This window comes from Streptomyces sp. NPDC050704 (assembly GCF_040654355.1).
In the GTDB taxonomy this organism is placed as follows: domain Bacteria; phylum Actinomycetota; class Actinomycetes; order Streptomycetales; family Streptomycetaceae; genus Streptomyces.
This window is the reverse complement of record NZ_JBFAHW010000045.1, coordinates 35,994-51,932: the sequence shown is the minus strand read 5'-3', so window position 1 is coordinate 51,932 and position 15,939 is coordinate 35,994. Positions and strand designations below refer to the sequence as shown.

The window sequence follows — 15,939 nt, the reverse complement described above, 5'->3', positions numbered from 1 at the left end:
CAATCGGTCAACAAAGCGGTCTGGCAAGGGATTTGAGGGGAACCACAAAGGAGGAAGGAGGACGGTCTCCATGACGACGTCCCTGAAGCGCATGCCCGGATGGGCCAAGATCCTGAGCGCGGCCGCGCTGGTTCTGGTGGTGCTCCTCGCCGCGCTCCGCCTGAGTCTGCTGCCCGGGCTCGGCGACGTGTTCCGCGAGGACACCAACGACCGGTCCGGCCCCACCCTCCTCAAGTCCATCCAGAACATCAGCCGTTACGACGCCGCCTCGGGCAACTTCCAGGTGGTGGTGGACCTGGAGAAGGACACCCGGTTCCTGCCGGACGCGGTCCGCGGCACCCGCACCCTGTACGTGGGCGCCGGCACCGTGGACGCCTATGTCGACCTCGGAAAGATCGGCGAGAAGGACGTGACGGTCAACGAGGACCGCACGTCGGCCACGCTCAAGCTCCCCCACGCCGCCCTGGGCAAGCCCGCCCTCGACCCCGACCAGTCGTACGCCGTCTCCAAGCAGCGCGGTCTCCTCGACCGCCTCGGGGACGTCTTCTCGGACAACCCGAACGACGAACGGGCCGTCCAGCGGCTCGCCGCGCGGCACATCGGCGACGCCGCGAAGAAGAGCGAACTGACCGCCCGCGCCGAGGAGAACACCACCGGCATGCTCAAGGGCCTACTGGGCTCCCTGGGCTTCAAGGAGGTACGCGTCACGTACGGCGCCTGAGCTCTCGCCCGGACCTGAGCCTCACCCGGTGATGACGCCGGGGAGGGCCAGCGCTCCGAGCAGGGCGGCGCCCGCGAGCAGCCACGCCACATAGTCGCCGATGTGCCCGGACTGCAGCCGCCGCAGCGGTCCGGCCCAGGCCTCGCCGGGCAGACCCTTCGTACGGCTCGTGGGCGTACGGGTGACGGCCAGCGCGGCGAGGCCCACGGCCAGGAGTGTCGAGGTGAGGCCGAGGAGTACGCCGGCCGGGGTCCAGTGGGGCGAGGTGAACGCCCCGCCGGATCCTGCCTCGCTCACGGAGTGGTCCACCACGGCGGCGAAGCCGGGCGCCGCGCCGACGGCGAGTGCGGCGGCGAGCAGCACCGCCGGAACGGCCGCCATGGTGTCCGGTACGCGCTTCAGCCGCCGTCGGGTCTCAGGCCGTTCACCGGCACCGGTCGTCTCGTAGGGCTCCGCCGAGGAGGCCTCCTCCGGCTTCGGCCCCAGGCCGAGGAACACACGTGCGGCGACCCTGAGCACCGCGCCCGCCGTCACCGTCGACACGGCCATGAACAGCACGGTCAGAGCTGGTCCCGCGGCTTCCTCGGTGAGCGCCTTGCCGAGCGCGGTCCCGAACGGCGGCAGCCCGGCGAGGCCCAGCGCGCCGACGCCGAAGAGCACCGCCACTCCGCGCAGTTGCCGGGCGCGCCCGTGCAGCGCGTGCTCGTCGACGCTGCCGTACCGGTCGAGGAGGATGCCCGTGCAGGCGAAGAGGGCGGCCTTCACTCCGGCGTGGCCGAGGATGTAGAGCGCGACGCCGCCGTCGCCCGCCGGCTCCAGCACGCCGATTCCGACGAGGAACAGACCCATGTGAGCGACCGTCGAGTACGCCAGCAGCCGTTTGATGTGCCGCTGACACCAGCACAGCACGGCCCCGACCACGCCGGTCAGCGCCCCGAGCACCACCAGCGTGCGCTCCAGGTCCGCCGCCGGGATGCCGCCAGGCCCGGCGAAGACCTCTCCGTACACGCGCCAGATCCCGTACACGCCGAGTTCGACCATCACTCCGGACAGCAGCATGCACACCGGTGTCGGTGCGACCGCGTGCGCGTCCGGCAGCCAGAAGTGGAAGGGCACGGCGGCGGCCTTGACGAGCAGCCCGGTCAGGACGAGCACGAAGGCCGCGAGAACCAGCGCGTCCGGTGGGCCACCCTCGTCCAGCCGCCGCCCGATCTGTGACATGGCGAGTTCGCCGGTGCGCGCGTACAGCAGCCCGATGCCCATCAACATCGCGTACGCGCCCAGGGAGTTGACGACACCGAACGTCAGCGCGCCCTGCACGGCCTTGGCCTCCTCGACCCGGTGTCCGGTCAGCGCGTAGGCCACGACACTCATCAGCTCGAAGAAGACGAACGCGTTGAAGAGGTCCCCCGCGATCGCGAAGCCGCACATGCCTGCCTGGAAGAGCAGCATCAGGGCCGGGAAGGAGCCCGCGTGCCGGCGTGGCGGTTCGTCGAAGTACCGCCAGGAGTACGCGAGTGCCGCGAGCGTCAGCAGGGAGGCGAGGGCGGCCATGCCGAGCCCCGGCCCGTCCCCGACCAGCAGGATCCCCACACTCGCGCCGTCGCGGGGTGCCCAGCCGCCGACCCACTCGACCATGGGCGGCGAGGACTGCAGTGCGAGGAACACGGCGAGGCCCGCCGTGGCCGCCGAGACGGCGCAGCCGGCCGTCTCGGCCACCGGTCGCGGCAGCCGGCGGCCTCCCGCGACCAGCAGGGCGGCGCCGAGCAGCGGGACGACGACGAGCAGCGGCAGGAGATGGTTCGGGTGGTCCATCAGCCACGCAGCTCGGAGAGTTCGTCCGGGTCGAGCGTGCCGTGGCGTTTGGAGATCTGCAGGACGAGCGCGAGCAGCAGCGCGGTGACGGTGGCGCCCACCACCACGTCGGTCAGGGCCAGCGCCTGGACGACCGGGTCCACGACGGGCCGGGAGCCGGGCTCGATGTCGGAGTAGACGGGCGCGGTGGCGCCGTCGCGGTAGCCCACGGCGAGCAGCAGGACGTAGGTGGCCGCCTGGCAGACGGTGAGGCAGCCCACGGCGTGGATGAGGTTCCGGCTGGTGGCGAGGCCGTAGCAGCCGACGAGGAAGATCCACACCGAGACCAGGTACGGCAGTACGGACATCACGGTCGGCTCACGTCCCGTCCTCCTCGATCTCGACGGCCTGGTCCAGGAAGCGGGCGAGCAGCACGACGGCCGCGCAGGCGACCTCCATGCCGATGGCCGCGTTCAGCAGCGGGACGGCGCCGCCGGACGACAGCGTGTTGAACGTGCCGTACGGCAGCAGCGTGTTGGCGAGGAACGCCGTCCCGGCCAGCACCCCCGCGAGTCCCAGCACGAGGTACGCGGAGACGGCGAGCGCGTCACCGACCTCGTACAGGCCGACCGGCCGGATGCGTTCCAGGGCGCGCAGGTCGGCGCCGAGGTAGAGCAGGTGCAGGGCGGTCGCGGCGACCACGCCGCCCTGGAAGCCGCCGCCGGGGCTGAGCTGCCCGTGGGCGACGACGTACAGGCCGGTGAGGAGGGCGACGGGGAGGGCGAGGAGCGCGTAGCGGCGTACGGACAGGGCGACGTGGGCGGGGGCGGGTTGCGCGCGGTGTTCGTCGCGGGTCTCGCGGAGCAGCACGACGGTGCCCAGGACCGCCGCGAAGAGGATGGTCATCTCGCCCATCGTGTCGAAGGCGCGCTGGTCGAAGTTGACGGATGCCACGGTGTTGGCGGTGCGGTGGGCCAGCGACTCGCGCACGGCCCGGTCCCCGTACGGATGCCGGTCGCCGCCGAAACCGGGCATCGCCAGACAGGCGGCCACGAGGAGCACCGCGAGGCCCGTACCGCCCACGCCCAGGATCCACAGCCGCACGCGCCTGCTCACTCCGTACGCCCCTTCCGCTGCTGTTGCCGTGCTCGGCGCACCTTGCGTACGGAGAGCAGCAGCAACAGCGGGGTCAAGGCGGAGCCGACCGCGAGCTGCGACAGGGCCACGTCGGGGGCCTGGAGCACGGTGAACAGCAGGGCCAGCGCGACGCCCAGGACGGCGAGGACGAGGGCCTGGTGCACGGGATCGCGGGTCACCACTGCCGCGGTCGCGGTGACTGCGACCAGCAGCAGGGCGACGGCGATGAGCGTGTCATCCATGGCGCTCCTCCCCGCCCGTCGGCATGCCGCGGGAGAGGGCCCGGGACGCCACGAGGTTGCCGCAGATCAGCAGCGCTCCGATGACGAGGAGTTTCGCCATGGCCCGCCCGGGTCCGGTGGCGACGCACACGGCCAGGACGACCGCGGCGCCGAAGGCCGCGGCCACCCAGGTGAGGGCCTTGGCGCGCGGCGGGTCCCCCGCCAGGTCCTCGGCCAGCAGCCGGGCGAAGACGAGGGTGCCGACCGGGCCAAGGAGGGCGAGGACCAGCGCGACGTCCACGTACGAGGGCCTGCCGTACCCCTGGGCGAGCAGCAGCAGGCTGGGACAGAGCAGCGCGGTGGACAGGTTCTGCGCCACGACCCGTCGCCGCAGCGGTCCCGTGGCCACGCCCCACACCGCGGCCGCGCCTCCGCCGGCGAGCGCGACCGTCGCCGTGGCGGTCCAGCCGTTCATCGCGCGCCCACCGCCCGTCGGGCGGCACTCGCCGCGACCGCCCCGACGAGGGAGGCGGCCGCGCCGACCACCAGCTCCAGGGTGTCCACCGTGCTGATGAACATCAGCCAGAGGGCGGCCAGCGCGGCCCACCAGCCCAGGACTTCGAGCAGGGCGCGGAGGAGCGTCGTCGCGTGCGCCGCCATACGTCACCTCTGCTCCTTTTCGGCCGATAAGTCCGGGACATCATCCACCATCGCTCGGGGCCGTCCGGCGGCGGCGCGCGACAGGTTTCTGCCCGGAGTGCCCCGGCACCGCGGACAGAAACCGGGGCCTGCGCGGCATCGCCGGCCTCTTTGGGGGTAACCACCCTTAGCTGGACGTCAGTTGAAAACTGGAGGGTTGAATGGCCCGCGCAGTGTTACGTCCCCGTACCGCACTACGCTCCTTCTCCACCTCGCGCTCCCGGTCCGAGAAGCCCCGTACTCGGTCCGCGAAACCGGGCTCCCGCTCCGCGAAGTCCGGCTCCCGCCCCGGGAAATCCGGCCGCGGCCCCTCGACGTCTCCTCCTCGTGAGAGACGGCCACTGCCCCTTCTCGTACGGCTGCTGGTGATGCTCTGCGCCTTCGCGGCCATGGTGGCGTTCGCCGCCGCGCTGGCCCGGATCACGCTGCAGCCGTCGCCGGCCTCGGAGGCGCTGACCCACAGCAACCTGCATCCGGGCCGCTCCCTGCGCGCCTATCTGGACCAGCCCGAACTGCGGGACGCGTTCAAGCAGATCGGCGGCAATCTCCTCCTCGGCATCCCCTTCGGAGTGCTGCTGCCCGTGCTCGTCCCCATGGCCCGCGGGATTCTGCGCGTGCTCCTGCTGACTGCCGCGGTGATGATGATGGTCGAGCTGGTGCAGGGGGCGCTCATCACCGGGCGCGCCTTCGACATCGACGACGTCATCCTCAACACCACGGGAGCGCTGGTCGGTTACCTGCTTCTGGGGCGCCGGCTCAACCGTGCGGTGCATCCACGGAAGCGCCGCCGCAAAGCGTGACGCGCCTCGCCTCGTGGCTCGCGCCGAGCCCGGCCGGATTCGTTCCGGCCGGGCTCGGCTCATTCCGGGCTCGGATCTCAGGGCTCCCGACTCCCGACTCCGGACTCCCCACTCCGGGTCAGCCGGTCGCCTCGCAGTCCGTGTCCTGGAGCTGGATCGGCCGCGTGGCGTCCAGGCCGACGTACGCCGTGAAAGTGGCCGTGGGTTCGCCGTTCTCGCCCCAGTGCGTGGTCACCGTCGCGTAGCCGACGCCCGCGGACTGGGCCGTGGCGACCGGGCCGATGTCGATGGACCACGGCTCGTTCTGCGCGCACAGCAGGACGTCGAAGCCCTCGCTCGCGGCGACCTTCTCCTTCAGGTGCTCGGAGATGCCGTACTTGCGGGCGAAGTCGCCGGGACCGTGGTCGCCGTAGAAGTCCTTCAGGAAGGTGCGGATCTCCTCGGCCGTGTAGCGGTCGTTCGCGTCGACGGCCGTGGCCGCGGAGCCCGCCGTGACGGTTGCCGTCGTCGTGGTGTCCGTCGCGGCGGAGGCCGGCGCGGTGGCGGCGAGTCCGAGGCCGAGGACGGCCGCGCAGCTCACGGCGAGAGCGGCGCGCCTGGTCGGGTGCGTGCTGGTGCGAAACATTGAGATACCCCGTTTTCCATGCGTTTTTTCGTGCGGTCTTCCGTGCTGTGCCCGTCAGTTGGGCCGGTCGCAGGGGGAGACCCGCCATCCCCGCGCGGCGTTGTACCTCCCTCGGTGGACGTTCCCGTTCCGCGACGATCCCGGCACATTCGTCACGTGGCACGCCCGTTCGCACGGGCGTGCCACTCCCCTCCTCCGGTCACCCGCCGAACGCGCGGCCCTCCGCTGTCAGCAGTTCATGGCCCAGGTGTGCGAGTCACCCCGGTCGTTGGCGACGCCGTTGTAGCCGACCTCCTGCCCAGGTGTGAGGCAGATCGTCATGGGGCCGCCCTGGTGGGCGCTCGCGTACACCCGGACGTGGTCCTTGATGCCGGGCCCGGAGATGCCGTGGTTGGCCCAGGAGGAGTCGGTGTCGGCGATCCAGCTCTCCCACCAGCCGTCGTCGCCGGACCAGTTGGCGCGCTGACCGGCGAAGTTCGCGTTCTCCCAGGCACAGAACTCGCCGCTGGGGCAGCTGGCGGCGCCGGCGGGCGCGGCCAGGGCCAGGCCGCCGGTCAGGGCGAGGAGAGCCGCCGCCGTGGCGGTGGCGAGACGCTTGATGTTCACGAAGAGGTACTGCCTTTCTGTCGGTCTTCTCTGACGGTTCGCGCGGCGTACAGGGCCGCCGCGCGGTGCAGTGCGCGGGTGCGCAGCTGCCGGTAGGTGGTCAACTGGTCGCGCCGCTCGGTGCGGACCTGGGTGAGCAGGGCCGGTTCCAGTCGGGCGCGCACCTCGGCGAGACCGCTCTCGCGTGCGCAGCGCGCGGCGGCGGTCCGGGCGGGGTGTTCGGGTCTAGCCCCCTCCGCCGGTGCGGCGCATCGGACCCAACGGGCGTGCGCCGCGCGGTAGTCGGGGTCGCGCTTCATGCGCAGCGCGGCCTCCGGGCGCAGGTTGTTCACGACGACCTGCGTGCGGAACCAGCGCCGCTCGTCCCCGTACAGGTCGCGCTGCGCGGCGGCCAGGCAGCCGTCGGTGTGCGCCCGCACGGTGTAGCCGGTGGCGAGGGTGATGGACAACTCGGGGCGGCCGCGCCCGAAGAGAGCGCCTTGGAGCCGGCGGTCCGCCGCGGATCCTCTGTCCCGCCGCCCTCCGGGAGCTCCTCGCACTCCGGGAGTTCCCGGCACTCCGGGATTTCCTCGCAGCGACAACCCCCGCCCGGTCAGGCACCGTTCCACGAGCAGCCGCTGGGCGGCCCTGATGAGGTCGTCCCGGTCCCGCTCGGTCCTGGGCAGGGCCGGACCGGCGCGTCCGGCGCCGGTGGTCGTACCGCCGGTGGCCGTGGCGCATCCGGCCAGCGCCAGCACCACCAGTGCGGCGGCGCAGAGCGTACGCAGCAGTCGCACGGCTCAGCCGACCTGACAGCCCATCGTGGTGTCGGACACCCCGTCGAGACGGGCGCCCCAGGGCCAGTTGTCGGCCAGGTCGTGCGCTCGGATCAGCCGGTGGTAGCAGGTGTCGCGGGCCCAGTCGATGGCGTACACGGCGGTGTCCGCGTCCGAGCGGAAGGAGGCCGCCCTGTCGTGGAGGGATTCCGGTACGTCCGTATAACCGGGTGGTGTGTAGCACCAGGACGTGCCGTGCTGTCCGGCGCCGGTCCAGAAGCACACGGCCCCCGCGGCGGGCGCGGCCGTGGCGGGCACGGCACCGAGGACGGCGACGGCGGCGGCGAGTACGGCCGCGGGCAGGGCGAGGCGACGGAACATGACGACTCCTGTCGTACCGGGAGGGAGGACACCGACCGGTTCTTGATCACCGGCGGCCGACAAGATCAAAGTGCCCTCGTGGGAGCGGGCCCATGCACAGCCGAGCTCGCCTCGCGGTACCCGCCGAAGCACGACACCGCGTCATCCGCGACGGCTCACCACGGCGCAGAAGCCCCAGGTCAACGCGCCCCCTCAGCCAATCACCCAGACGCGCCGCCGTTTGCGGCGCGGTTCGGGGCGCGGGGAACGGCGCGACCAGCCACTGACGACCCGCAGAATCAATACGGCCCAACCCGCGGAGCGCTCAGCGCCGATGCCAGGTGAGTTTGTCGCCGCCAACCCAACGGACCACTTCCGGATCATCGGCGTCATGCACCCTGATGCCGTATGCGGCGGCGGCCGTCAGGACGTCCGTGAAGCTCCTCGCCTCGCCGACGACGTCACCGTCGATCTCCACGATGCGGAAGGGCGGATCGCCCGGCTGGACGCCCAGCACGGTGATCCGCGGGTGCGAAATGTGAAGTCCTGCGCTCTCGGTCATGATCCCACCGGTTCCACACACGTGCCGCCGGTAAGCGTGCCCGGGCGGCGAGGCCGGTCCTCGTGGCGCTCGCGGGCGCCGACGAGGCCGGCGTCCGAACGAGCTTCGCACTACATCGTGGCACAGGAAGACTCGGACGGCGGCCGTGCGGACGGGTGCGGGCTGCGCCACGCTGGAGGCATGGACGCCGCCATGGACGCCGTCGAGGCCCTGGATCGGATCGCCTTCCTGTTGGAGCGCTCCCTGGCCCCCACATACCGCGTACGGGCGTTCCGCACGGCGGCTGGCGTGGTCGCGGCGCTGCCCGCCGACGAGGTGGCGCGGCGGGCGGCCGAAGGGACGCTGGAGTCGCTGAAGGGCATCGGGCCCAGGACCGCGCAGGTGGTGCGCGAGGCGCTGGCCGGGCAGGTGCCGGGTTATCTGGAAAAGCTTGAGCGGGAGGCCCCGGGCCCCCTCGCCCAGGGCGGCGAGGAGTTGCGGGCGCTGCTGCGCGGTGACTGCCATCTGCACTCGGACTGGTCGGACGGCGGCAGCCCCATCGAGGAGATGGGCCGGGCGGCGGCGCGTCTCGGTCACGAGTGGGCGGTGCTCACCGATCACTCGCCGCGTCTGACGGTGGCCCGCGGGCTCTCCCCCGAGCGGCTCAGGGAGCAGCTCGGCGTCGTGGCGGAACTCAACACCCGCTGGGCTCCCTTTCGGCTACTCACCGGCATCGAGTGCGACATTCTCGACGACGGCTCACTGGACCAGGAGCCGGAACTGCTGGAACAGCTCGATGTCGTGGTGGTGTCCGTGCACTCCAAGCTCCGGATGGACGCGGCCGCGATGACCCGCCGGATGGCCGCCGCCGTGCGCAACCCACTGTCCGACGTACTGGGGCACTGCACGGGCCGACTGGTCACCGGGCGCGGGCGGCCCGAGTCCGAGTTCGACGCGGACGCGGTCTTCGCCGCCTGTGCCGAAACGGGGACGGCGGTGGAGATCAACAGCCGTCCCGAACGGCTCGACCCACCGCGGCGGCTGCTGCGCCGGGCGGTCGAGGCGGGCGTCCTGTTCTCCGTGGACACCGACGCCCACGCGCCCGGACAGCTCGACTGGCAGGCGTACGGGTGCGCACGGGCCGAGGAGTGCGGGGTGCCGCCGGAGCGGGTGGTCACCACCTGGCCGGCGGACGCGCTGCTGGCCTGGGCACGGCACCACGAGACACCGTCCGGTGCGGGCGGCCCGGCTCCTCGGTCGTGACACAGCGTGACGTACATCACTGGGCAGTCGTACGGACCTGGGAACACTCGCCAGTAGTTTCCCGTTAAATCAGACGTGGGTGCGGATGGGACAGTGTCCCCGGGCCTCACCTTCCGCCCACAGGGACGATCGTTCGGCTGAAGCCCTGTGGAGCAACCCGCCGAGAGGCGACCGCCATCCGTGGCCACCCACAGACGGCCCCGACCGTGATTCCCCCGTCCGGTCGGGGCCCTTTCCCGTCTCCTGGCGTCCTGCGGGCCGGCCGGCTCAGGCGGGAGACTCCTCCGGCCCGGGATGTTCGGGGTGCACCGTGCCCGAGCGCGGGGCGCCCTGACGGCCCGTGCCCGCCTCGTCGGTGTCGGGGATCTCGGTGTCCGGATCCGTCGCGTCCTCGTCGGTGCCCTCGCTCTGCCCGGGATCGGCGGGTGTGACGTCCCAGTGGTCCTTGCCTTCCTGGGCCTGCTGGTCCGGCAGGTCCCGCGGTACGGGGCCACCACCCTCCCCCGGCTTCTCCTTCGGGTGATCGGTCACGGCGTGCTCACCTCCTCGTCGGGCGAAACTCCAAGTCGGCCACGGTGCGAGTACCTGACCGCGCGACCGCCGAAACCCTGGAGGACCTCGATACGGAACCCTCTCCTCCAGCGCCGCGCACCACGCGGGGAGCCAGCCCTGGGGCTCACTGGCCGAGTTCGTCCAGGGCCGCGGTGAGTTCCGGAGTGACGCGTTCCCGGACCCAGGAGACCTGCTCGGGCCCGGACGCGCGCGGGACCGTCTCCGTCAGCATGATCAGGTAGAGGTAGCTGCGGTAGAGGGCGAGGCGCAGTCGTGCCGTCGGGGTGAACTCGGCGTGCCCGCCCTCGTCCTGATAGCCCGTCAGGAAGTCCTGGTCCTTCTTGATGTCGCCGAGCAGCGCCAGGGAGACGAAGTCCGCCAGGGGATCTCCCCAGAACATGCGCTCGCCGTCGATCAGTCCGCCGATCCTCGGTCGGCCGCCGTCTTCCGGGCGTTCGACCAGAATGTTCCCCGGCCACAGGTCGAAGTGGACCAGGCGCGGGACGGTGACCTCGTCCAGGGCGTCGTACGCCGACTTGGCCGCGCGGGCCACCTCGTCCACCGGACGCGGCAGCCAGGCCTCGTACCGGCGGGCGTCGTCCAGGACGGCGTCGTAGATCACGGTGAAGGCCGTGCGCCAGTCGGCGGCCAGCGGCCCGAGCGCGCCGGACGGGTAACCGAAGGCGGGGCCGGTCACCCGGTGGAGGCGGGCCACCTGAGTGCCCAACTCCCTTCGCAGTACGGCTTGTTCGCCGTCCTGGAAGGTGTCGTCCCACATGTCACCGGGACAGGCCGTCATCAGGAGATAACAGCCTGTGGGTGCGGACGCGTCGAGGCAGACGGCCACGACACGCGGTGCGGGCACGTCGACCGTGGCGGCCCCGCGATAGAACTCCGCCTCCGCGGAGAGGAGTTCACGCTCGTGCGCCATGCCGGGGACGCTCGACGGAGGCGGGATCTTCAGTACGTACCGGCTGCCGTCGGTGAGGAGGAGCTCCTCGACGGTGTTGTACGTGCCACCGCTCAGCCGACGGCACTCGGCGAGGCGGTCGGACCGGAGCCCGGCCGCCTCCAGAACCCGTCGGGCCCGCTCCTCGGACATACCGCGTCCCACCCCGTTTCCTCACTGCGGTCTCTCGGCTCCGGTCTCCGGTACAGCGTACGAAAGGCATCGCACACACCGACGGGCCCCGTAAGGGGCGCGGGGAACTGCGCGCCAAGCCCCAACCAACCCGCACCCACAAACCCAACCGATCCCCACCCCCTCAGGGGCGCGAGGAACTGCGCAATCACCCCAAGCCGACCCGCACCCCACCCGCCAACCAAGCGGAGCGCTTAGGCTCACGCGCATGGAACAGAGCGAGATCATCCTGCGGGCGATCGGTGTCCTGACCGAGACTCAGGAAATGGTGCGCAGGCTCAACGAGGAGGCCGAGGTCGACATAGACGCGGGCGAGGCCCAACTCGGCCGGCTGGTGACGGAGGTGTTCCCGTCGGTCGAGGTGCCCGGCGACGCGACTCCCGCCGAGGCGGGCCAGGCCGTCATCGACGCGCTCATGCCCGCCGCGATCTCGCTGGTGGGCGCCTTCGCCTTCCTCTTCTCGGAACTCGCCGAGGTGCACGACACCGGCCGGACCGACATCAAGAGCACCGAACTCCTGCGCACGCTCGCGCTCCGCCTGTCGGACACGGACGCGGACCCAGGCATGGACGGCGACGACGACTAGCGACGCCCCGCAACTCCTCGACGGACCCCCGGCGTCCATGGAACTTCCCTCGTGACGGCCGTGCGGTGCGGATCGGGAACAGTGAGCCCAACCGCTGGTCCCGGGTGAGCCACGCCGTCCGGACGCGTTCGGGGCGCCCGGGAAACGGGAAGTCCAGAAGGATGCGAGATGTACGTGAGGCGTGGGCCGCCGGTGCCGTCCGGGCCGCCAAGTGGCGCCAGGACCCCGTGATCGTCCAGACGGTCCGCTCGGCGGCGGCCGCGACGGTCGCCTACGTGGTCGCGCTGCGGTTCAGCCCCGAGGCCGCGCCGCTCACCGCTCCGCTGACCGCACTCCTCGTCGTACAGGTCACGCTCTACTCCACGCTCACCACCGGCATTCGCCGGGTCAACTCCGTGGTGGCCGGTGTCCTCGTCGCCATCGGCTTCAGCGTCCTCGTGGGGCTGACGTGGTGGAGTCTGGGCCTGCTGATACTCGCCTCGCTGGCCGTCGGGCACCTGGTGCGGGTCAGCGAGTTCGTGCCCGAGGTGGCGATCAGCGCCATGCTGGTCCTCGGCGTCACCAGAGTCGGCGACACGGCGTGGGCGCGGATCCTGGAGACGGTGATCGGTGCCCTGGTCGGCCTGGGCTGCAACCTGCTCTTCTCTCCCCCGGTGTGGGTCGGCGCGGCCGGCGAGTCCATCGAGGATCTGGCGCGCCGGATGCGGCAGCTGATGCTGCTCATCGGCGAGGAGGCCGCCAGCCGTACGCCGGTGAACCTCGCGGCCGAGCGGCTCCACGAGGCACGGCGGCTCGACCACGACATCGTGGAGGTGGACGCGGCCCTCGAACAGGCCGAGGACAGCATGCGGCTCAATCCGCGCGTACGGGAAGGGCTGCTGCACCGGGTCGTCCTGCGCACCGGCCTCGACACGCTGGAGATCTGCACGGTGGTCCTGCGGGTCCTCGCGCGCAGCCTCACCGACCTGGCCAAGGAGCGCGTCCCCGATCCGTTGTTCGAGCCGGAGATCGGGAGGACCCTGGAGCGGCTCCTGGCCGAGCTCGGTGACGCCGTGGTCAGTTTCGCCGTCCTCGTCACGACCGACGTCAGCCAGAGCGCGGAGTCGGCGGAGTCCCGGCTCGCCTCCGAAATCACCGCCGCGACCGCCACCCGCGACAAGCTGAGCCAGCTCCTCCTGGAGGGGGTCCAGCGGGACGCCCGCCGCTGGCAGCTGCACGGCGCGGTACTGACCGAGGTCACCCGCATCCTGGACGAACTCGACATGGAGCACCGCTCGCAGCGGCTCCTGGAGGAGCTGGACCGGTACACGCGCGAGGAGCGCGACCGCATGCCCCGCCTGAACCGCTTCCGCGAACGGGTGCGCCCCGTACGACGGAACCGCCCTGCCCCCTCGGGTCGTGCTACGTGACGTGTGGGACGTGGCGACTTGGACGTAGCGCCTGGGCGTATGGACGTACTGACCGCCGTGTGACGTACTGGCATGGCGACGACGAAACACCAAGGGGAGTTCGGGATGGGCGACGGCACCGTGCGGATCGACGGGAACTCACTGCGGCTGCCGGGCGGTGTGCGGGTCCGGTTCGTCCGTACCCTGCGGCTGCCCGAGACGGGGACGCATCCGCTGCCTCCGGGGCTGGGCGAGTTCCCGCTTCGGCGTGTGGAGGACTACCCGGACACGGTGCCCGCCGAGTGGCTGGCGCGCGGCGGGGTCATGCTGCCGGTGTATCTGCGCGAGGCGATGTGGCTGAGCTTCGGCGGGACCTCGGAACCGGCCGCCCTGCAGGTGGGTGTCGGCAAGGTGTGCGCGATCTCCGGCAAACCGTGGAAGGCCCGGCTGAAGCGGAAGCCGCAGAACTATGTGGTGCTGCCCCGGCAGCCGTGGCTCGACGGCATCAACTCCGGGAAGGGCACGGTCCGTCAGTTCGTGGCGGTCCCGCTCGGCCTTGGCGCCACGGTCGAGGGCCAGGTCACCGGCGAGGAGGTGTGGGGCGGCGTACAGCTTCAGTCGTTCCCGCTGAAGGACACGGCGCTGGACGCGTGGCGTGCGGAGCAGCGGCGTCTGGCGGAGGCGCGGGCGACCGCGCGTCAGCGGAGCGCCCAGGCGACGGGCGGCTACGGAGCGGCGATGCCCATGGCCGCTGCCGCGCCTCAGGCGGGTGCGATGCCGGCCCCGGCGGCCGCTCCGCGGCGGGCCGCGGCGGCGATGGGCCTCGGCGTCGGCGGTTCGATGCGCCAGGAGGTCTACCAGGACGACCGCCCGCTCTCGGACTGGGCCACCACGGCGTCCGGCCGCGTCTTCGTGCACCTCGTGACGCCGCCCGAGTGGCGCCGCATCACCGGCGAGGCGCCCCCGCCGTCGCCCGTCGACCGCGCCGCCTACACCCGGGCGGGACTGCCGTGGTTCGACTACTACGACCAGGACGCGGACGACCTCGACCCCACGGACGCGCTCGGCGCAGTCAAGCCGGTCGGCGACTGGCTCGGCGACGACCACACACCGTGGCAGCCGCCGTCACCCCAGCAGGTGAAGCCGCTGGGGGACGCGCCGGGAAAGCCGGTCGGCGACGGGGACTGGTGAGCGCCTGTTTCTGAACCCCCCGCCCGCGCCCCGACGCCCGGCATGCACCCTCGCCGCAGGTCAGGTGGCTCCGGCCCGTGACGGGACCGGTCCGGCCGGTGGCCGGAGCGGTCGCGTCACACGTCTCCTTCCGTGCGCAGCCGCTGCAGCGCGCGTGGGCGGCGCGCGGCGCTCGCCTGCGTGAGCAGGATGTGCATGCGCTCGGTCAGCTGTCCGAGGTCGTCGGCGGGCCGGTGGAAGGGCAGCCGTACGTCGCCGTGGCTGCTGGCCCGCTCGATGCGCAGCGTCAGTCCGTGCCGGTCGACGGCGAGCGGCTGGACGCGGACGGCGCCGTGCAGGCTGTCCGGTTCGACGAGGCGGGTGAGTCGCTCGACCGCGTCCGGGTGGGCGTCGGCGAGATGCGTCAGCAGCTGCGCCTCCGCCGTGGCCAGCGGATCGGGTTCGGCGACGGCGAACTCGTCGAGGTCGACCACCACCGCTCCGCCGGCCTCGCGCAGCACGGCGCGTGTCGTGCGGAACGCGAGGTGTCCGTCCTCGGGCGCGAACCAGCCGGCCATCCAGAGCCGGGCGCGGATACGGTTCCGTACGGGGACGGGCGCGACGTCCGCGAACTCCAGAACGGCGGACGGCGCTCCGCGGGGCGCGCAGATCGCGGCCGCGGCGAGTGTGCTGTCGTCGGGCAGGTGCAGCAGCACCCGGCCGTCCTCGGCGACGGTGTGGACGCCGATGAACTCCTCGCGACCGCCTTCCGCGGTCACCGCGCAGGACCATGCCGCGGCGAGCACCGAGCGGGCACGCTGCGCCGTGGCCGGCGCGGCCGTCCAGCTGTGACGGTCACCCATCCCAAACCTCCCTTAGGTAAGCCTTGCCTAACCTATCGAAGATCCGGGCGTACGCCAACCATGCGACGCCCGCCGCGCCACCTTTGTGATCGCGAATTTACGGAGCGATGGCTCCCAACAGCGCCCGCGCGCACAGGTCTCGCACCTGGTCCCTGGAGATGTCGGGCTCCCTGAGCCACTCCAGACAGGCGGCCGCCATGAAGGCCAGCCAGCCCCGGACGGCGATCCGCAGCATCGGCAGGTCCTCCTCCGCCCAGGCGGTCTCCGGGTCCGCCGCGAGCGCGTCCAGGATCTGCCGCTGCTGCGCGGCCAGTGCCTCCCGGTACACCTTGCGGACGGCCTGGTCACCCGCCGCCTCGGCACGGTGGAAGGCCCGGAAGCCGTGCCCGTGCGCCTGGACGTACTCGAGGAAGGTGTCGAGTCCGGCGTCGAGCTGGGCGCGCACCGGCACTCCGGGCACGGCGGCCGTCACCTGCAGCATCCGTTTGCTCTCGCGCTCCACGACGGCCGCGAAGAAGTCCCGCTTGGTCGGGAAATAGTGGTACAACAACCCGCGTGAGACGCCCGCGAGTTCGGCGACCTGCTCTATCCAGACGTCGTCGTACGGACTCTCCGAGAACAGCCGCGCCCCGACGGAGAGCAACTGCTCCCGGCGCTCCTCGGTGCCGAGCCGGCGGCGGGTGCGCTCCCCCTGGTTGGCGGCCATGCCCGCACCTT

The 15,939-nt window shown here is 72.0% G+C and carries 21 protein-coding genes; 6 read left to right on the top strand and 15 right to left on the bottom strand.

All coding sequences use genetic code 11. From position 1 onward, the window contains the following. Positions 1-70 precede the first annotated feature (70 nt). Entirely contained in the window at positions 71-721 is a 651-nt protein-coding gene (locus tag AB0I18_RS25835) for a DUF4230 domain-containing protein (protein ID WP_363107939.1), read from the top strand. A 21-nt stretch (positions 722-742) separates the two neighbouring features. Here AB0I18_RS25835 and AB0I18_RS25830 read toward each other — a convergent pair whose 3' ends face one another. The 6 genes from AB0I18_RS25830 to AB0I18_RS25805 are packed head-to-tail and all read right to left on the bottom strand — an operon-like array spanning position 743 to position 4,533. Then, positions 743-2,536: a complex I subunit 5 family protein gene (locus AB0I18_RS25830; RefSeq protein ID WP_363107938.1), complete on the bottom strand. Its 1,794-nt coding sequence runs from the start codon at positions 2,534-2,536 to the stop codon at positions 743-745. Beyond that, entirely contained in the window at positions 2,536-2,883 is a 348-nt protein-coding gene (locus AB0I18_RS25825) for an NADH-quinone oxidoreductase subunit K (protein ID WP_363107937.1), read from the bottom strand. The genes AB0I18_RS25830 and AB0I18_RS25825 overlap by 1 nt, the downstream gene beginning before the upstream one ends. Before the next feature lie 10 nt (positions 2,884-2,893). Then, on the bottom strand, positions 2,894-3,631 hold the full coding sequence (locus tag AB0I18_RS25820; protein ID WP_363107936.1) for an MnhB domain-containing protein: 738 nt from the start codon (positions 3,629-3,631) through the stop codon (positions 2,894-2,896). Further along, positions 3,628-3,894 (bottom strand): DUF4040 domain-containing protein, encoded by a 267-nt coding sequence (locus AB0I18_RS25815; RefSeq protein ID WP_363107935.1) that lies wholly within the window; start codon positions 3,892-3,894, stop codon positions 3,628-3,630. Before AB0I18_RS25815 ends, AB0I18_RS25820 begins: the two co-directional genes overlap by 4 nt. Then, the gene (locus AB0I18_RS25810) at positions 3,887-4,348 is read right to left on the bottom strand and encodes an MrpF/PhaF family protein (protein ID WP_363107934.1); all 462 of its coding nucleotides are present in this window, start codon (positions 4,346-4,348) and stop codon (positions 3,887-3,889) included. The genes AB0I18_RS25815 and AB0I18_RS25810 overlap by 8 nt, the downstream gene beginning before the upstream one ends. Next, on the bottom strand, positions 4,345-4,533 hold the full coding sequence (locus tag AB0I18_RS25805; RefSeq protein WP_363107933.1) for a hypothetical protein: 189 nt from the start codon (positions 4,531-4,533) through the stop codon (positions 4,345-4,347). The genes AB0I18_RS25810 and AB0I18_RS25805 overlap by 4 nt, the downstream gene beginning before the upstream one ends. Before the next feature lie 200 nt (positions 4,534-4,733). On the opposite strand from AB0I18_RS25805, the gene AB0I18_RS25800 reads away from it, so the two are divergent. Beyond that, complete coding sequence (locus tag AB0I18_RS25800) at positions 4,734-5,372, top strand: VanZ family protein (RefSeq protein ID WP_363107932.1); 639 nt, start codon at positions 4,734-4,736, stop codon at positions 5,370-5,372. Positions 5,373-5,490: 118 nt separating this feature from the next. Here the strand turns inward: AB0I18_RS25800 and AB0I18_RS25795 are convergent, their stop codons facing one another. The 5 genes from AB0I18_RS25795 to AB0I18_RS25775 form a co-directional block, all read right to left on the bottom strand. Beyond that, a complete protein-coding gene (locus tag AB0I18_RS25795; protein ID WP_363107931.1) occupies positions 5,491-5,997 on the bottom strand; it encodes a hypothetical protein in 507 nt (168 codons plus the stop codon). A 228-nt stretch (positions 5,998-6,225) separates the two neighbouring features. After that, positions 6,226-6,597, bottom strand: coding sequence for a peptidase inhibitor family I36 protein (locus tag AB0I18_RS25790; RefSeq protein ID WP_363107967.1), 372 nt, complete (start codon positions 6,595-6,597; stop codon positions 6,226-6,228). Between the two features lie 2 nt (positions 6,598-6,599). After that, complete coding sequence (locus tag AB0I18_RS25785; protein WP_363107930.1) at positions 6,600-7,379, bottom strand: hypothetical protein; 780 nt, start codon at positions 7,377-7,379, stop codon at positions 6,600-6,602. A gap of 3 nt (positions 7,380-7,382) precedes the next feature. Then, entirely contained in the window at positions 7,383-7,739 is a 357-nt protein-coding gene (locus AB0I18_RS25780; RefSeq protein WP_363107929.1) for a hypothetical protein, read from the bottom strand. A gap of 304 nt (positions 7,740-8,043) precedes the next feature. Further along, complete coding sequence (locus AB0I18_RS25775; RefSeq protein WP_363107928.1) at positions 8,044-8,280, bottom strand: hypothetical protein; 237 nt, start codon at positions 8,278-8,280, stop codon at positions 8,044-8,046. 192 nt (positions 8,281-8,472) lie between these two features. On the opposite strand from AB0I18_RS25775, the gene AB0I18_RS25770 reads away from it, so the two are divergent. After that, positions 8,473-9,522, top strand: coding sequence for a PHP domain-containing protein (locus AB0I18_RS25770; protein WP_363107966.1), 1,050 nt, complete (start codon positions 8,473-8,475; stop codon positions 9,520-9,522). Between the two features lie 267 nt (positions 9,523-9,789). Here the strand turns inward: AB0I18_RS25770 and AB0I18_RS25765 are convergent, their stop codons facing one another. Next, positions 9,790-10,053: a hypothetical protein gene (locus AB0I18_RS25765; RefSeq protein WP_363107927.1), complete on the bottom strand. Its 264-nt coding sequence runs from the start codon at positions 10,051-10,053 to the stop codon at positions 9,790-9,792. A 145-nt stretch (positions 10,054-10,198) separates the two neighbouring features. Continuing rightward, positions 10,199-11,176, bottom strand: a complete 978-nt coding sequence (locus tag AB0I18_RS25760; protein WP_363107965.1) for a phosphotransferase — start codon at positions 11,174-11,176, stop codon at positions 10,199-10,201. Positions 11,177-11,423: 247 nt separating this feature from the next. Between AB0I18_RS25760 and AB0I18_RS25755 the strand changes: the two genes are divergently transcribed. From AB0I18_RS25755 to AB0I18_RS25745, 3 genes are all read left to right on the top strand, one after another. Continuing rightward, entirely contained in the window at positions 11,424-11,801 is a 378-nt protein-coding gene (locus AB0I18_RS25755; RefSeq protein ID WP_363107926.1) for a hypothetical protein, read from the top strand. A gap of 161 nt (positions 11,802-11,962) precedes the next feature. Beyond that, a complete protein-coding gene (locus AB0I18_RS25750; RefSeq protein ID WP_363107925.1) occupies positions 11,963-13,210 on the top strand; it encodes an aromatic acid exporter family protein in 1,248 nt (415 codons plus the stop codon). Between the two features lie 105 nt (positions 13,211-13,315). Then, positions 13,316-14,380 carry a hypothetical protein gene (locus AB0I18_RS25745; protein WP_363107964.1) on the top strand — a complete coding sequence of 355 codons (1,065 nt, stop codon included), beginning with the start codon at positions 13,316-13,318 and terminating at the stop codon, positions 14,378-14,380. A gap of 116 nt (positions 14,381-14,496) precedes the next feature. Here the strand turns inward: AB0I18_RS25745 and AB0I18_RS25740 are convergent, their stop codons facing one another. Continuing rightward, positions 14,497-15,222, bottom strand: a complete 726-nt coding sequence (locus AB0I18_RS25740) for a DUF2470 domain-containing protein (RefSeq protein WP_363107924.1) — start codon at positions 15,220-15,222, stop codon at positions 14,497-14,499. A gap of 97 nt (positions 15,223-15,319) precedes the next feature. After that, positions 15,320-15,928: a TetR/AcrR family transcriptional regulator gene (locus AB0I18_RS25735; RefSeq protein ID WP_363107923.1), complete on the bottom strand. Its 609-nt coding sequence runs from the start codon at positions 15,926-15,928 to the stop codon at positions 15,320-15,322. Positions 15,929-15,939 lie beyond the last annotated feature (11 nt).

Excerpts from the sequence above, each read along its gene's own strand:
- AB0I18_RS25835 (WP_363107939.1), top strand. The coding sequence starts at position 71 with ATGACGACGTCCCTGAAGCGCATGCCCGGATGGGCCAAGATCCTGAGC.
- AB0I18_RS25830 (WP_363107938.1), bottom strand. The coding sequence starts at position 2,536 with ATGGACCACCCGAACCATCTCCTGCCGCTGCTCGTCGTCGTCCCGCTG.
- AB0I18_RS25825 (WP_363107937.1), bottom strand. The coding sequence starts at position 2,883 with ATGTCCGTACTGCCGTACCTGGTCTCGGTGTGGATCTTCCTCGTCGGC.
- AB0I18_RS25815 (WP_363107935.1), bottom strand. The coding sequence starts at position 3,894 with ATGGATGACACGCTCATCGCCGTCGCCCTGCTGCTGGTCGCAGTCACC.
- AB0I18_RS25810 (WP_363107934.1), bottom strand. The coding sequence starts at position 4,348 with ATGAACGGCTGGACCGCCACGGCGACGGTCGCGCTCGCCGGCGGAGGC.
- AB0I18_RS25805 (WP_363107933.1), bottom strand. The coding sequence starts at position 4,533 with ATGGCGGCGCACGCGACGACGCTCCTCCGCGCCCTGCTCGAAGTCCTG.
- AB0I18_RS25800 (WP_363107932.1), top strand. The coding sequence starts at position 4,734 with ATGGCCCGCGCAGTGTTACGTCCCCGTACCGCACTACGCTCCTTCTCC.
- AB0I18_RS25795 (WP_363107931.1), bottom strand. The coding sequence starts at position 5,997 with ATGTTTCGCACCAGCACGCACCCGACCAGGCGCGCCGCTCTCGCCGTG.
- AB0I18_RS25780 (WP_363107929.1), bottom strand. The coding sequence starts at position 7,739 with ATGTTCCGTCGCCTCGCCCTGCCCGCGGCCGTACTCGCCGCCGCCGTC.
- AB0I18_RS25775 (WP_363107928.1), bottom strand. The coding sequence starts at position 8,280 with ATGACCGAGAGCGCAGGACTTCACATTTCGCACCCGCGGATCACCGTG.
- AB0I18_RS25770 (WP_363107966.1), top strand. The coding sequence starts at position 8,473 with ATGGACGCCGTCGAGGCCCTGGATCGGATCGCCTTCCTGTTGGAGCGC.
- AB0I18_RS25760 (WP_363107965.1), bottom strand. The coding sequence starts at position 11,176 with ATGTCCGAGGAGCGGGCCCGACGGGTTCTGGAGGCGGCCGGGCTCCGG.
- AB0I18_RS25755 (WP_363107926.1), top strand. The coding sequence starts at position 11,424 with ATGGAACAGAGCGAGATCATCCTGCGGGCGATCGGTGTCCTGACCGAG.
- AB0I18_RS25750 (WP_363107925.1), top strand. The coding sequence starts at position 11,963 with ATGCGAGATGTACGTGAGGCGTGGGCCGCCGGTGCCGTCCGGGCCGCC.
- AB0I18_RS25745 (WP_363107964.1), top strand. The coding sequence starts at position 13,316 with ATGGGCGACGGCACCGTGCGGATCGACGGGAACTCACTGCGGCTGCCG.
- AB0I18_RS25740 (WP_363107924.1), bottom strand. The coding sequence starts at position 15,222 with ATGGGTGACCGTCACAGCTGGACGGCCGCGCCGGCCACGGCGCAGCGT.
- AB0I18_RS25735 (WP_363107923.1), bottom strand. The coding sequence starts at position 15,928 with ATGGCCGCCAACCAGGGGGAGCGCACCCGCCGCCGGCTCGGCACCGAG.